The organism is Deltaproteobacteria bacterium (genome assembly GCA_035063765.1).
GTDB lineage: Bacteria > Myxococcota_A > UBA9160 > UBA9160 > PR03 > CAADGG01.
The window spans coordinates 146,669-161,172 of the sequence record JAPSFT010000008.1 but is presented as its reverse complement, the minus strand read 5'-3'; the positions used below and the strand labels follow the sequence as shown (position 1 = coordinate 161,172).

Below are 14,504 nucleotides of genomic sequence, written 5' to 3'. Positions count from 1 at the left end.
TTCGCGCGCATGGAGCCCGTCTCGATCCGCGTCCCCGGCGCACACGGCCTGTCGCTCCACGCGCTCGAGTGGAGCCGCGACGGGGTGCCGCTCGTCTTCGTGCACGGGTTCGGCAACGAGGCGCACGTATGGGACGACCTCGCCCCCGCCGTAGCCCCCTACTACCGCACCCTGGCGCTCGACCTCCGCGGCCATGGCGACTCCGACCGCGATCCCGAGGCCCGTTACGACTACGACTTCCACCTTGCCGACCTGGAGGCCGCCACCGCCGCGCTCGGGATCGAGCGTCTGGTGCTGGTCGGGCACTCGCTCGGGGGGCGCATCGCGATGCTCTTCGCGGGCCGCCACCCCGAGCGGATGGCGGGGCTCGTGATCGTGGATTCGGCGCCCGAGCTCGATCCGCGCGGCACCGTCCGGATCCGGCTCGATCTCCAGAGGGGCGCCACCGGGGCCGGGCCCGGTGGCGGGCCGAGCTTCGCGTCCGAAACCGAGTACCGCGAGCTGCTCGCGCGTAGCTATCCCGCCGCGGGCCGCGAGCAGCTCCAGCGCCTCGCGCGCCACGGGCTGCGCGCGCGGCCCGACGGCCGCTTCGAGCCGAAGCTCGACCCTGCCTGGTTCCGCGGCCGCGCGGGAGCCGGCGAGGCCGCGCTGCGCGAGCGCGAGGCCCGCCTCGCGCGGGAGCTCTGGGAGGCGCTCGCCCGCGTCCCGTGCCCGGCGCTCGTCGTGCGCGGCGCCGCCTCCGACGTCGTCTCGGCCGACATCGCCGACCGCATGGCCGGCGAGGTGCTGGCGCAGGGCCGGCTCGTGGGGATCCCCCGCGCGGGCCATTCGGTGATGGTCGACAACCCCGAAGCGTGCCGCGCCGCGCTCAGCGCGTTCGTTCTCGGCGAGGGTTGACCCCGCCGACCCAGGCGAGCAGCGCCGGCAGCAGGATCAGGTTGGCGAGGAGCATCATCGCCACGCCGAGGGTCAGGAGCTGTCCCAGGGTCGCGATCCCGCGATGGGTCGAGAAGCCGAGGCTTCCGAAGCTCGCGAGCGTCGTCAGCGCCGAGAACAGGACCGCCCGGGCGGTGCTGCTGTGCATCACGCCCTCCGCGGCCGGCGGCTCGTGACGGAAGCGGTATACGAGGTGGATGCCGCTGTCGACGCCGATCCCGAGCAGCAGCGGCAGCACGATCACATCGGCGTAGTTGAAGGGCAGGCCGAGCAGGACGGCGGTGGCGGCCGTGGTGAGGGAGGCGAAGACCAGCGGCGTCATCGCGAGCAGCGGATCCGCGACGCTGCGCCAGAGCACGAGCAGCAGGACCGCGATCGCGAGCGCCGCGTAGGCGAGGGCGCGCGCCATCGCGCCCTCGATCGCGCGTGCCGACTCGACGATCGTGACGGCCGTGCCGGTCGCGCTGGGGTCCACGGCGAGCACGGCGTCGGCGAAGCGCTCCATCGCGCCCGGCTCGGAGAGGTCCTCGCTCGCGAAGAGCTCGACGCGCGCGGTGCCGTCGTCGGACTGGTACCGGGAGCGCAGCGAGGCCGGCAGCGTGTCGAGACCCACCGGCCGCGCCTGGAGCAGGCGATCGAGGCGGCGCAGCCAGCCGCGCAGGTCGCCGAGCAGGCGCTCCTCGAGCCGCGCCACGTCGGCCGCCGACTCGGGCGAGGCACCGAGGCGCGCGAGCGCGTCCTCGGCGGCCGAGACCAGGGCGCGCGCGCTCGCCCCGAGCGGCGTCCGGCCCTCGGCCGCGATGCGCTCCCGGAGCGCCCGGCGCAGCTCGTCGAGCGCGCGTTGCGTCCGGACCGGATCGGGGGGCGGCAGCACGCCGGGAGGCGCCAGGTTCGGCAGGAAGAGCCGCACGTCGTCGAGGATCGCGAGCTTGCGCTCCTGGTCGTCGGGGACGAAGGAGGCCAGCGTGATCGCGTGGGCCACGCCCGGCAGTCCCTCGAAGCGCGCGGCCAGCGCCTCGGCCGCCCCGAGATCCGGTGCGAGCAGCTCGGCGGTCCAGGGCGAGGGGCGACGCCCGGTCACGAGGTCGCGCATCGCGCGCACCGAGTCGGTGCTGGGATCGCGCACGTTGAGCGGGTCGCCGTCGAAGCGCACGGCCGGCAGCAGCGCGACGCAGCCGAGGGCGACGGCGCCGGCCAGCGCGCACACCGTGCGCGGCCAGCGCACGTGGAGGTCCGGCAGCCGGATCCGGAGCGCGCCGAGGCCGCGCCGGCGCTGCGGAGGCGGCCACAGCGTGACCAGCGCGGGCAGCAGCGTCAGGGTCGCGAGCAGCGAGAGGAACATCCCGGAGCCCGCGATCACACCGAGCTCGGCGATCCCGACGAAGCCGGTCGGGACGAACGAGTAGAAGCCGATCGCGGTCGTGAGGGCGCACAGGAAGAGCGAGGTCCCGACGCTCCGGCCGGCGCCGCCCAGCGCGGAGCCTGGCTCGAGGCCGGCGTCCCGGAGCTCGAGCCAGCGCAGGAGGAAGTGGATCCCGTAGTCGATCGCCAGGCCGATGAAGAGCACCGCGAAGGCGGTCGAGAGCACGTTCAGGTGTCCGATCGCGAGCGCCGCGAAGCCGGTCGTCCAGGCGAGCCCCACCAGCAGGGCGATCGTCGCGTGCAGCGCGAGCCGCCCCGAGCGCAGCCCGACGAGCAGCAGCAGCGTCGCGACGACGAACGAGCCGCCGAGCTGCGCCGCCGCCTGCCCGCGCACGTTGGAGAGCTCCTCGGTGGAGAGCGCCAGGTCCCCCGTCACCCGCACGCGCACGCCGTGCTCCTCGGTGAGGCTCGCGGCGCGCGCCAGCTCCCGCACCCGCGACACGGCGGCGCTGGCCGGCTCGAAGTCCTCGTAGTCGACGCGTGGCGTCGCGAAGAGCACGCGCCGGTTGGGCACGAAGCCGGCCGGCGCCGCGCCGAGCATCCAGTCGTCCCACGCCAGCGGAGGGGTCCCGGCGTCGAGCGGCTGCTCGAGGCCGGCGGCGACCCGGTCGAGGATCTCACGCAGCTCGCCCTCGGAGCCCGGCTCGAAGTCGGCCCGCCGCACCGCCACGGCGAGCAGCTCGAGCAGCCGCGGGAGCGTCGGGTCGAGCGCCAGCTCGGCGAGGAAGGGCTGCGCCGTCGCCAGCCGGTCCGCCAGCTCCTCGAGGTCGGCGGTGTCGAGGTAGAGCAGGCCGTTGCGGTCGAAGAAGTCGCCGCCCCCCGGTGCCACCACGCTCGCGAAGCGGCCGGTGTCGGCGGCGAGGCGCTCGGCGAGCGCGTCGGCAGCGTCGTGGGTGATTCCCGCCGTCGCCCCCTCGACCACCACGATCAGGTCGAGCCCGGGGTCCCCGAAGTGGCGCGCGAAGGCGGCCAGGTTGCGCCGGTGCGGCAGCTCGTCCGAGAGCAGGTCGTCGGTGTTGGAGTTGACTCCGAGATGGGTCGCCGCGTAGGCGATCGACGCCGCCGCCAGGAGCAGGCTCGCCGCCAGCACCGCGCGCGGGCGACGCTGCGCCGCGTCGACACAGCCGCCCGCCAGGCGGCTCACCAGGGCGTCGAGATTACGCATCGCCACGCGGCGTCCTTTCCCCTCGCGTCCCGATCGAGGCGACCCCGTACCACGCTCGTTAGACTGCCGCCCCCACCGACGAACCCGCAGAGGATTCCCCTTGAGCGCCCGGACTGCATCCCGAACCGCACCCCCGTCCGCAAGCCGACCGCGCGGCGGGCCGCGGGCCCGATCCTGCCACCGGGCCCGGCGTGGCTCGCAGCTCGCCGCGTGGGTGGCCGCGCTCGTGCTCGGCGCCGCGAGCCCCGCCGCCGCCGCGGATCCGGCCCCGGCCGGGCCTCCGCCCGAGGCGGAGGCCGCCGCCGCGATCGAGACGCTCCACGCGACCCTGCTCGGGGTCATGAAGGACGCCCAGGCACTCGGCTTCTCCGGGCGCCTCGAGCGGATCCGCCCCGTGCTGCTCGAGCTCTACGACTTCCCGTTCATGGCCGAGAAGTCGGCGGGGCTCGGCTGGCGCGATCTCGACGAGGCGGAGCGGACGCGCCTCGTCGACGCCTTCTCGCGGCTGGCGATCGCCACCTACGCGGCGCGTTTCGACCACCACGACGGCGCGCGCTTCGAGACCCTCGGCGTGGAGCCCGCCTCGCACGACACGGTGCTGGTGAAGACCCGCATCCTGCGCGCCAGCGGGGAAGCGGTGGCGCTCGACTACCGGATGCGCGCCGAAGCCGGCCGCTGGCGCATCATCGACGTGTTCATGAACGGCACCGTGAGCGAGCTCGCGCTGCGCCGCTCGCAGTACTCGGGCCTGCTCAAGCGCGAGGGCTTCGACGCGCTGCTCGAGGCGATCGAGCAGAAGATCGCGGCCCAGGAGCGCGGCGCGCAGGAAGCCTGAGCCGGCTCAGGGCGCCGTCGCGAGATCGGGCGGCGCGGGTGCGGCGCCGGTCGCGGGCGCCGGGTGGCTCTCGCGCACGAAGGCCTCCCGGCTCATCCAGTACGCGCTGCGGATCGCGGCGTAGAAGTCGACCGACGACTGCTCGAGCGCGTCGAGCGCCTCGAGGTGCTCCTCGCGCTCGCTGATCCCCCAGGTGCCGCCGAGCAGCAGGCGCGGCGGAATCGGCAGGAGCCAGGTGTCGGGCCGCAACGCGAGGTCGACGAGGGTGCCGACGGCGTCCCGCGCGCTGCTCGGCCCGAGCAGCGGGATCACGAGGTAGACGCCGGGCCCGACCCCATGGCGGCCGAGCGTCTGCCCGAAATCGGAGCGATGGGGCGGAAAGCCGGCCTCGCGGGCGGGGTCGAAGATCCCGGCGAACCCGAAGGTGCTGTTCAGCACGAAGCGCGCCGTCGCGCTGCCGGCCCGGCGCGGCCGGAGCTGGAGCAGGTCGTTGGCGATCACCACGGGCTGGTTCAGGTTGTCGAACACGCGCGCGATCGCGCGCTTGATCGGATCGGGCACGACCCGGCCGTAGGCGCGCGTCACCGGGTCGAGCACCATCCGGTCGACGGCGCGGTTGCCGGCGAAGACCCCGCGGTTCACCCGCTCGATCGGATCCGGGATCGCGGCGGCCTCGAGCTCCCGGTCGAACTCGTCGAGCGCTGGGGTCTCGGGCGCGGCCCCCGCCGTCCCGGTGTCGGCCGGCCCGGTGTCGGCCGGCCCGGCGCCGGCCGCGCCCGCCAGCAGGAGGCCGGCGAGCAGCGCGAGCAGGCACACCCTCGTCGCATGCACCCCGGGACGCGGCACGGGCGCAGGGTAGGGCAAGACCCCATGCTCGGCCGCCGACCCGTCCGCCGCGGGGCGGCCGGGAGGGGGCTCCGGCGCGTCCCCACCGGCGCCCTCCACGTGTGTGCGCCATCCTCGCCCCGGAGGTCGCCCCGACGCCATGCACACGGACGCCCGCGCCTCGCTCCTCGTCGCCCTGCTCGCGCTGGCGGCTCTCGCCGCCCCCGCCCACGCGAAGTCGGCCGCCGAGATCGAACGGCAGGCGAAGGCCGCGCTGAAGGGCCTGCTCGCCCGGAACGACGCGGCTCGCTCGCTCGCGCGCGACGCCAGGGCGGTCCTGGTCTTCCCGACCATCGTGAAGGGCGGCTTCCTGTTCGGCGGTGCCTTCGGCCAGGGCGCGCTGCTCGCCGGCGATCGCGCCGACGGCTACTACCGCACGGTGTCGGCGTCCTACGGCCTCCAGGCGGGCCTCCAGTCCTACGGCTACGCGCTCTTCTTCATGAACGACGCAGCGCTCGCGTACTTCCGCAAGACCGAAGGCTGGGAGGTCGGCGTCGGCCCGACGCTGGTCGTGGCCGACGAAGGGCTCTCCGGCTCGCTCAGCACCACCACCGCGCGCAGCGACATCTACGCGTTCTTCTTCGACCAGCAGGGGCTGATGGCCGGCCTCGGCCTGCAGGGCACGAAGATCTTCCGCATCCATCCGAAGTAGGGGGCTCCGATGCAGCGACTCGCGATCCTCGTCGCGCTCGCCGCCTGTGCGGCGTGCGCGGGCTCCGGGGGTTCGGGCGCCGAGACGGCCGAGCCGCTCCGCCGGGAGACCACCCAGGTAACCGCCATCCATGCGCGCGTGAAGGCGATCGACCAGCGCACGCGCCGGGTGACGCTCGTAGACGACGCCGGCGGCGAGGCGGTCTTCCAGGCGGACGAGGGCGTGAAGAACCTCGCGCAGGTGAAGCCGGGCGACATCCTGGAAGGCGAGCTTGCCGAGTCGGTCGTGCTCGAGGTGCGCGAGCCGACGCCGCAGGAGGCGGCGGAGGGCGCCTCGATCCTGGAGGTGGCCGCCACGGCGGAGCCGGGCCGGCGTCCGGCGGGCCTCTTCGCGCGCCGGATCACCGCCGTGCTGGTGATCGAGGGGATCGACCGGGCCGCGGGCACCGCGACCCTGCGCGGACCGGCCGGCGTGGCGCGCGTCGTGCCGGTACGGAACCCCGCGAACCTCGACCGCGTGGCGGTCGGCGACACGGTCGTCGCGACCTACACGGAGTCGCTGGCGCTGGAGGTGCGCGAGCCGCAGGCGCCGTGACGGCGAGGGCTCAGCGCGGCAGGCAGCGCCCGTAGCGCACCGCTTCGATGCTCCACGAGGCGGACGCTCTTCGCGCGGGCGGGCAGCCCTTCCCGCTCACGGCGAAGTCGCGGCGTCCGAAGCGGACGGCACCACCGTGCGCGCCGAGGCCCTGCGACCAGGGCGACCACGTCACAACGGGCGCCGGCGCCGCCCAGCAGTTCTGCGGCCGGGCCAGGGAGCACGGTCCGGGCCGCGCGGGCCGCAGCTCGAAGAACGCCCGGATCGCCGAGCAGTACATCGGCTGGAGGAAGGAGCACTGGCCTGCGGAGGACCAGGTGGAGAGATCGTAGGGGTCGAAGAGCGCGTAGGGGTCGTTCGGGTCGAAGGCACCCGGATCCCGGCCGGGCCTTCCGGTGCCCGAGGAGAATGCGACCAGGAGCATCTGGAAGTTGTAGGAGGTCGCCGCCATCTCGTTCGGGAACGGCCCTCCGATCGGGCCGCTGGGCGGGACCGACGTGCTGCCGTCGGGCGGGAACGGCCCGCGGCTGCCAGGGACCAGAACCTGCACGTCGCCCGCGAAGTCCACGCCGTCGGGCACGAACCAGCTCTGCATGAGGACGCCGGCGTCCGCGTTGCGCAGGTCGATCCCCGAGTGCTCGCAGGCGGTGCCCCAGTAGGGGCCGCAGCCGAGCAGCGCCTGCTGCTCGGCGTCGAGCGGCGCCGCGAGCGGGCGCAGCGGCAGCTCCGGGGCCGGCACGCCGCTCAGCATCGAGAGCAGGAAGACCCCCTGCGCGCCACCCTCGACCACGATCGGCCCCACCGCCGGGAAGACCGCGAGGACGCAGGAGCCGAAGCGACAGGCCCGCTGCGCCTCCGCTGCCGGAGCAAGGCTCGCGACGGTGAGGAGCGAGGCGACGAGCAGCGTGCGGGCGCGCATGGCCGCAATCCTCCAGGCCTTCGGGCGGAGTGGTGGCGAGGCCACCCTACTCCATTCGCCGTCGCCTCGTCCAGACGCGGGTCGCGCGGGCCCTACTCCCCCGCCGCCGGGGTCGGCTCGTCGTGCTCGTCCTCGATCTCGCCCACGATCTCCTCGAGGACGTCCTCGAGCGTCACCAGGCCGACCACCGGGCCGCCCGCCTCGCGGACCAGCGCGAGGTGGGCGCGCTGGCGGCGGAAGCGGCGCAGGGCCTCGAGGATCGAGAGCTCGGGCCGCATCTCGGCGAGCGGCCGCAGCAGGTCCGCGAGCACGAAGAGCCGCCGCTCGGCGTAGATGTGGAACAGGTCCTTGGTGTGCAGGACCCCGACCGCGTCCTCGAGGGCTCCCGTGTGTACGGGCACGCGCGTGTAGCCCTGGTCGCGGGTCGCCTCGAGCAGGTCGTCGATCGGCGTCTTCAGGTGGACGGCGAAGATGCGCTCGCGCGCCACCATCACGTCGCGCACGCGGGTGCGCGAGAGCCGGAACACGTTGCCGAGCAGGCGCCCGGTGTCGGCACGGATCGCCCCCGAGGCGCTGGCCTCGTCGACCAGCAGCGACAGCTCCTCGGGCGAATGCACGCCGTGGGGCGAAGGCTGCGGGTCGACGCCGAAGCGGCGCACGAGCGCGTTGCCGGCGCCGTTCATGACGCGCAGGAGCGGGTGGAAGGCGCGCCCGAAGACCAGGAGCGGCGCCGCGCAGGCGAGCGCGACCGGCCCGGGGCGGTCGAGCGCCAGCGCCTTCGGCGCGAGCTCCCCCACCACCACGTGCAGGAAGGTCACGAGCGAGAACGAGACGGCGAAGGCGACCGGGTGCACCCAGCCCGGACCCAGGCCGGCCGCCTCGAGCAGCGGCCGCAGCAGCGACGCGAGCGCCGGCTCGCCGAGGAAGCCCAGGCCGATGCTGGCCAGGGTGATGCCGAGCTGGGTGGCGGCGATCGCGTCGTCGAGCCGCTCGACCGCCTTCATCGCCGCGGCGGCGCCGCGGCGGTTCTCGCGGGCCCAGAGCTTCAACTGGCTGCGGCGCACCGCGACCAGCGAGAACTCGGTGGCGACGAAGTAGGCGTTGGCGAGCACCAGCGCCGCGATCGCCAGGAGACCGAGGACCGGGAGCCCGAGGCCTGGCATCAGGAGGCTCCGCGCGTGTCGCCGGCCTGCGCCGCCAGCGCGAGCCGGCCGGCCAGGTCGTCGACGAACTGCCGCGCCGTGCGTCCGGAGCGGCTCGAGCGGTGCAGGGCGAAGCGCAGCGCCTCGGCGCGCAGCCACTCGGGCGGGCAGTCCACGCCGGCCTTGCGCGCGTAGTGCGACACGATCCGGAGGTAGGTGGTCTGGTCGAAGCCGTAGTAGCCGAGCACGAGGCCGAAGCGGTCGGCGAGCGCCAGCTTCTCCTCGAGCGCCTCGCCGAGGTGCAGCTCGCCCGCCTCGTCGAGGCGCGCCTCGCGGTTGTCGCGCACGCGCTCGGGCAGGAGGTGGCGGCGGTTGCTGGTCGCCACGATGCGCACGTTCTCCGGCGTCGCCTCGAGGCTCCCCTCGAGCGCCGCCTTGAGCTCGCGCATGCCGGGCTCGCCCTCGTCGAAGGCGAGGTCGTCGCAGAAGATCAGGAAGCGGTAGGGCAGCCCGCGCAGCGCGGCCACCACGTCGGGAAGCTGGAGCAGGTCGCCCTTGCGCACCTCGACGAGCCGCAGGCCCTGCCCGCCGAAGCGCCCGAGCAGCCCCTTCACCGAGGACGACTTCCCGGTGCCACGCTCGCCGTGCAGCAGGACGTGGTTGGCAGGCAGGCCGCGCACGAACTGCTCGGTGTTGCGCACCAGCTCCGCAACGGCACGCTCGACCCCGAGCAGGTCGTCGAGGTCGACGGCGTGGGGCTGCTCGATCGCGACCAGGCGGCCGGCGCCGTCGCGCGCGTCCCAGCGGAACGCGAGGTGGCGGTGCGCCGCCTCGGGGTCGAGGCGCCCGCCGGTGTGCCGCTCGAGCCAGCGTTCGGCCAGGGTGAGGACACGGTCGAGGCGCTCGCTGAGGCGCACGAGGCGGGACACGGCCGGGGAGCTTAGCGAAGCCGCCGGCGGGGCTCGTTCGGGCCCGGGCGGCCGCAGGCGCTACGCGTCCGGGGCGCCGGGCTCCGCGCGCCAGCGCACGAGCGTCGCCTCGATCTCCTTGCGCGCGCGCTCGAGCAGCTCCGGCCCGCTCGCGCCCGCGCGCGCCATCGGCGCCCCGAAGCGGACGCGCACGCGCGTCCCGAAGGGCACCGGGAGCAGGTTGTGCGAGAGCAGCCGCCAGGCCTCGTCGATGGTCACCGCCACCACCGGCAGGTCCGGCGCGGCCTCGAGGAGCGCCAGCGTGCCGGCGGGCTTGAAGGCGCGCAGCTCGCCGGCCCGCGAGCGGGTGCCCTCGGGATAGATCACGACCGAGACGCCGCGCGCCTGGGCATCCCTTCCGAGGACGCGGATCGCCTCCACCGCCTGCTCGCGGTCGGCGCGGTCGATCACCGCGTTGCCGCCGCGACGCAGGTTGTAGGAGATGCTCGGGAGCCCGCGCGCGAGCTCCCGCTTCGACACGTACTTCGGGTAGTTCGTGAAGAGCAGCGCGCCGAAGATCGGGATGTCGAACATGCTCTGGTGGTTGGCGATCAGCAGGTAGCCGGTGCGCGGCTGGAGCTCCGGCGCGCGCTCGACGGCGAGCCGCGTGCCCGCGATCCGGAACACCAGGACCAGCGCCGCCTGGAGCCCGCCAGCCACGATCTCCTGGGGGCGCTGGCCGAAGAGCCGCGCGATGCGCTGGAGCGGGTCGAAGACGAGCAGCACGAGGCCGAACGCGAGCAGGAACGGCACCGTGAAGACCCAGTCGACGAGCCGCGCGGGGCGGCCGCGTGCGGCTCGCTGGGCCAGGGTCTCGGCGGTGGGCTCGCTCATCGGCGCGGGAGGATACGGCCTGCGCCGCGCACGGCTAGACTGCGCCGCGGGATGGCTCGGGGGGATCGCCGCTTCACCGTGCTCGACCGGGTGCTGCGCTTCGCGCCGGCCGGCCCGGGCACGGTCGACCTCGACCTCGGCGAGGCCGTGGCGCGCGTCGCGGTCGCGCGCGACGGCTCGTTGCGGCTGCGCGCCGCCTCGGGCCGCGCGCTGCCGCCCGATCTCGACGCGGCGCTCGGCCGCGAGCCCTGGCGCGGCTCCAACGCCGAGCCCTTCGCGCTCGAGGGCGGCGGTGCGGCGCTGGCCTTCGACGGGCCCGACGGCGCGCTGCGCGTCGAGATCACCGCCCAACCCCTGGCGCTGCGCGTGCTCGAGCGCGGCGGCCGCCAGATCGCGCGGCTCGGCGCGCTCGGCTTCGGCGCCGACGGCGCCGCACGCGTCGTGCTGGCCTGCGCCGAGGGCGACCGCTTCCTCGGCTTCGGCGGGAAGACGGGACCGCTCGACAAGCGGGGGCGCGTCCTGCAGGTGCGCAGCCGTGACGTCCCGGTGCGCGACGGCGTGGATCCGCTCTACACCTCGATCCCGTTCTTCCTGCGCCTCGCGACGCGGGCGGACGCCGTGCGCGCCGACGGCGTGCTGCTCGAAGGCGCTGCGCCCGCGCGCTTCGACGTCGCCGCCACGGATCCCTCGCAGGTCGCGATCGAGACCTGCGCGCGCGGCATCGATCTCGTGCTCCTCCCCGGGCCGCGGCCCGCCGACGTGCTGCGCCGCTACGCAGCGCGCACCGGCCACGCGCCGCGGCCGCCGCTCTGGGCGCTCGGCCACCACCAGTCGCGCTGGGGCTACCGGAGCGCGCGAGCGGTGCGGCGCGTGGCCCGTGAGGCCCGCGCGCACCGCGTGCCGACCGACGCCATCCATCTCGACATCGACCACATGGACGGCTACCGCGTCTTCACCTGGCATCCGCGGCGCTTCCCGGACCCGGCGGGCCTGCTGGCCGAGCTCGCGGCGCAGGGCCTGCGCGTCGTCACGATCGTGGACCCGGGCGTCAAGGTGGACCCGCGCTGGAAGCTCTTCCGCGACGGTGCCGAGCGTGATGCATTCCTGCGTCGCGAGGACGGCACGCCCTACAAGCTGAAGGTCTGGCCCGGTGACGCCGCGCTGCCGGACTTCGCGCGTGCCGACGTGCGCGAGTGGTGGGGGGCGCTGCACGAGCCCCTGGTGGCCGCGGGCGTGGCGGGGATCTGGAACGACATGAACGAGCCCGCGGGCTGGGCGCGCGAGCTGCGGCTCGGGCGCCTGATCCTGCCGCTCGCGCCACAGGACCTCTCGCAGGTGCGCCAGGCCGATCCCGCCGATCCGGAGCAGCGCGTGCCGCACGAGCACGTGCGCAACGCCTACGGCCACCTCGAGTGCCGCGCGACCCGCGAGGGCCTCGCGAAGCTCGCGCCCGGGCGCCGGCCCTTCGTGCTGTCGCGCTCGGGCGGCGCGGGCATCCAGCGCTGGGCCGCGCTGTGGACGGGCGACACCGCCAGCACCTGGGCGCAGCTCCGGCTCTCGCTGCGCATGCTGCTCGGGCTCTCCGTCTCGGGCGTCCCCCTGTGCGGCGCCGACATCGGCGGCTTCGCGGGCTGGTGCGGACCCGAACTGTTCGCGCGCTGGATGCAGATCGGTGCGCTCCAGCCCTTCGCGCGCACGCATTCGATGTGGCTCAAGCACCGCCAGGAGCCGTGGCGCTTCGGGTCGCGAACGGAGGCGGCGGCGCGGGCAGCGCTCGAGCTGCGCATGCGGCTGCTCCCCTATCTGTACGGGCTCTGCTGCGAAGCCGAGGCCACCGGCGCTCCGCTCTGGCGCCCGCTCGCCTGGGACCATCCCGACGACCCCGAAGCCGTGGCCGTCGACGACCAGGTTGCGATCGGGCCGGACCTGCTGGCGGCGCCGGTCCTGGCGCGTGGTGCTCGACGCCGGATCGTGTATCTGCCAGCGGGTGTCTGGTTCGGCTTCGACGACGGCGCGCGTTGGATCGGCCCGCGCCGGGTGGAGGTGGCGGCGCCGCTCGAGCGGATGCCGCTCTTCGCGCGCGGCGGCAGCGTGATCCCGACGCGCAGCCCCGTGCAGCACGTCGGCGAGGCGCCGCAGGAGCCGCTCGTGCTCGAGGTGTTCCCGGGCGGCGACGGCACCGCCACCGTCGTCGAGGACGACGGTGAGACGCTGGCCTACCGCGCGGGCGTCGAGGCACGCACGCCGGTGCGGCTGTGGTCGCGTGCCGCCGGGCGCCTGCGCCTCGAGCTCGGCGCGCGCGAGGGAGGCTTCACGATCCCGCCCCGCCCGCTGCGGGTCGCCGTCCACGGCTGTGCCCCACCCGGCGCGGTGTGGCTCGACGCCGTGCGCCTCCCCGGCCCGCGGCGTGCGGACCTGGCGGCGCCGGCCGGCGAGCCCGCTTGGTGGTGGGAGGCCGGCGTCCTGCACGTACGCTGGCAGGACGACGGCGCCGGCCGCGCGCTCGAGGTGGATCCCGCCCCCTGAGAGCCTGTGAGGAAATCGGCTCGGTCGCGGGCTTGCGCCCTACTCGTCCGGACGTGCCTCGGGCACGCGGCTCCAGCGATCCGGCAGCGGATGGCCGAGCTTCTCGAGGAAGATCTCGAGGAAGCGGTAGGTGAGGCCCCAGACCACGTGCCGATCGGGCCGGCCCACGAGGATCCCGGGGTAGCCCGTCCAGGGCGGCGTCGGGTACTCCACGTGGTGTCGGGGGTCCACGAGCCGGCGGACCGGCACCCAGAGCGCCTCCTCGACCTCGTAGTTGAGCGCGAGCGGCCCCGGCTCGGGCACGTGGTAGACCCAGGCCGAGACCACGAGCGGGAGGCTGCGCCTGCCCTGGCGGCCCTCGACGTCGTCGAGGCGCCCGAGCAGATCGGCGCCGGCGAGCGGCAGCCCGACCTCCTCGAAGGTCTCGCGTTCCGCCGTGGCGCGCGAGTCGGGGTCGCCGGGCTCCACGCGCCCGCCCGGGAAGGCCATGTGCCCGGACCAGGGATCGCCCTCGTGGCGGGAACGCTCGATCAGGAGCAGCTCGGGGCTGCGTGCGGCGTCAGCGGCCTCGCGCAGCACCACCGCGACCGCGGCGTGCGCCCGCGCCGGGTCCTCGATGAGCCGCGGCGGGTGCGCCGCGAGCGCGACCCGGATGTCCTCCCTGGGCAGCACTCCCCGAGGATAGCCGCGCCTTCAACCCACCCCGAGCGCGGCCTCCGGTGCACCGGTCGGCGGCGGCGCCGACACGGGCGGCGGCCCGGCGGGCACGGCCGGCGCGTCGCCGATCCAGAGCCTCCGGCGCGGGTAGTCGATGCGCAGCACGAAGCGCTTCAGGAAGTCGACGCCGAGCAGCGCCTCCGAGCGCGCGCCCTGGCCCCAGGCGCCCTGCGGCGCGACCAGCAGCGGGACGTCGCGCTCCTCGAAGCGGCCCAGGCGCACGAGCGCCGCGCGCGCCGCCTGCATCGGGGCGCTGCCGGGCGGCAGCTCGAGCTTCGCCGTCTGCTCGGGATCGGGCGTCACGGCCGCTCCGGCCTCCTCCGCCCAGCCGCCGGGCAGGATCAGCGTGCCGGGGGCGCCGGTGGCGAGCACCGCCGGCAGCCGCACCGCGCCGACCTCGATCTCGACGATCGCCTGGGGCGTCCCGGCGCGCATCGGCAGCACGGATGCCTCCGGGTCCGACTCCGGCACCTGGTAGCGCTCGGGATCGAGGAAGCGCACGCGCCGGCGGGGGAAGTCGATCTCGACCACGTAGCGGGCCAGGAACGGGGCCCCCACCAGCGCGTAGTCGCCGCCGCGCGCCTCGCCGGTGTCGCCGCGGCGCGTGTCGACGTAGAGCTCGAGCGGGTGCCCGAGCCGCGTCTCGCGCCGGTAGGGCGTCTGCTTGTTGCGGCGCACGACGATCCCGAGCTCGCGCGCGCCGCCCACCGTCGCAAAGCTCTGGAGCGCGCCGGTGTCGAGGAGCAGGGGGAGCGCCCTGCCGTCCGGGGGTGCGAGGTCGAGCTTGACCTGGTTGGGCCCTGCGTCCAGGAACGGCAGCTCGGCCAGCACCGCGTCCGGCGCCGGCTCCTGCGCTACCGCCGGACCGGCCGCGGCGAGCAGGAGCAGCCCGAGCGCGGCGCGGCGCAT

13 protein-coding genes are annotated in these 14,504 nt (G+C 75.3%); 5 read left to right on the top strand and 8 right to left on the bottom strand.

Annotated elements, in window-relative coordinates:
- The first annotated feature begins 9 nt into the window (after positions 1–9).
- Positions 10–897 carry an alpha/beta hydrolase gene (locus OZ948_08385; protein MEB2344743.1) on the top strand — a complete coding sequence of 296 codons (888 nt, stop codon included), beginning with the start codon at positions 10–12 and terminating at the stop codon, positions 895–897.
- On the opposite strand, the gene OZ948_08380 is transcribed toward OZ948_08385, so the two are convergent.
- Entirely contained in the window at positions 869–3,523 is a 2,655-nt protein-coding gene (locus OZ948_08380) for an MMPL family transporter (protein ID MEB2344742.1), read from the bottom strand. The two genes, OZ948_08385 and OZ948_08380, sit on opposite strands and share 29 nt — an antisense overlap.
- 214 nt (positions 3,524–3,737) lie before the next feature.
- Here OZ948_08380 and OZ948_08375 point away from each other — a divergent pair, with 214 nt between their 5' ends.
- Complete coding sequence (locus tag OZ948_08375; GenBank protein MEB2344741.1) at positions 3,738–4,358, top strand: ABC transporter substrate-binding protein; 621 nt, start codon at positions 3,738–3,740, stop codon at positions 4,356–4,358.
- Positions 4,359–4,364: 6 nt separating this feature from the next.
- Here the strand turns inward: OZ948_08375 and OZ948_08370 are convergent, their stop codons facing one another.
- A complete protein-coding gene (locus OZ948_08370) occupies positions 4,365–5,222 on the bottom strand; it encodes a VacJ family lipoprotein (GenBank protein ID MEB2344740.1) in 858 nt (285 codons plus the stop codon).
- 121 nt (positions 5,223–5,343) lie between these two features.
- On the opposite strand from OZ948_08370, the gene OZ948_08365 reads away from it, so the two are divergent.
- Both OZ948_08365 and OZ948_08360 read left to right on the top strand, forming a co-directional pair.
- Positions 5,344–5,895, top strand: coding sequence for a YSC84-related protein (locus tag OZ948_08365; protein ID MEB2344739.1), 552 nt, complete (start codon positions 5,344–5,346; stop codon positions 5,893–5,895).
- Between the two features lie 9 nt (positions 5,896–5,904).
- Positions 5,905–6,489 (top strand): hypothetical protein, encoded by a 585-nt coding sequence (locus tag OZ948_08360; protein ID MEB2344738.1) that lies wholly within the window; start codon positions 5,905–5,907, stop codon positions 6,487–6,489.
- 10 nt (positions 6,490–6,499) lie between these two features.
- Here OZ948_08360 and OZ948_08355 read toward each other — a convergent pair whose 3' ends face one another.
- The 4 genes from OZ948_08355 to OZ948_08340 all read right to left on the bottom strand — a co-directional run bounded on the left by OZ948_08355 (position 6,500) and on the right by OZ948_08340 (position 10,352).
- Positions 6,500–7,408 carry a hypothetical protein gene (locus OZ948_08355; protein MEB2344737.1) on the bottom strand — a complete coding sequence of 303 codons (909 nt, stop codon included), beginning with the start codon at positions 7,406–7,408 and terminating at the stop codon, positions 6,500–6,502.
- Between the two features lie 92 nt (positions 7,409–7,500).
- The gene (locus tag OZ948_08350; GenBank protein MEB2344736.1) at positions 7,501–8,571 is read right to left on the bottom strand and encodes a hemolysin family protein; all 1,071 of its coding nucleotides are present in this window, start codon (positions 8,569–8,571) and stop codon (positions 7,501–7,503) included.
- The gene (locus tag OZ948_08345) at positions 8,571–9,479 is read right to left on the bottom strand and encodes an ATP-binding protein (protein MEB2344735.1); all 909 of its coding nucleotides are present in this window, start codon (positions 9,477–9,479) and stop codon (positions 8,571–8,573) included. Before OZ948_08345 ends, OZ948_08350 begins: the two co-directional genes overlap by 1 nt.
- Before the next feature lie 60 nt (positions 9,480–9,539).
- On the bottom strand, positions 9,540–10,352 hold the full coding sequence (locus tag OZ948_08340) for a lysophospholipid acyltransferase family protein (protein MEB2344734.1): 813 nt from the start codon (positions 10,350–10,352) through the stop codon (positions 9,540–9,542).
- Between the two features lie 51 nt (positions 10,353–10,403).
- On the opposite strand from OZ948_08340, the gene OZ948_08335 reads away from it, so the two are divergent.
- The gene (locus tag OZ948_08335) at positions 10,404–12,878 is read left to right on the top strand and encodes a glycoside hydrolase family 31 protein (GenBank protein ID MEB2344733.1); all 2,475 of its coding nucleotides are present in this window, start codon (positions 10,404–10,406) and stop codon (positions 12,876–12,878) included.
- A 39-nt stretch (positions 12,879–12,917) separates the two neighbouring features.
- Here the strand turns inward: OZ948_08335 and OZ948_08330 are convergent, their stop codons facing one another.
- Both OZ948_08330 and OZ948_08325 read right to left on the bottom strand, forming a co-directional pair.
- Complete coding sequence (locus OZ948_08330; GenBank protein MEB2344732.1) at positions 12,918–13,550, bottom strand: CoA pyrophosphatase; 633 nt, start codon at positions 13,548–13,550, stop codon at positions 12,918–12,920.
- A 21-nt stretch (positions 13,551–13,571) separates the two neighbouring features.
- Positions 13,572–14,504 carry an aspartyl protease family protein gene (locus OZ948_08325; GenBank protein MEB2344731.1) on the bottom strand — a complete coding sequence of 311 codons (933 nt, stop codon included), beginning with the start codon at positions 14,502–14,504 and terminating at the stop codon, positions 13,572–13,574.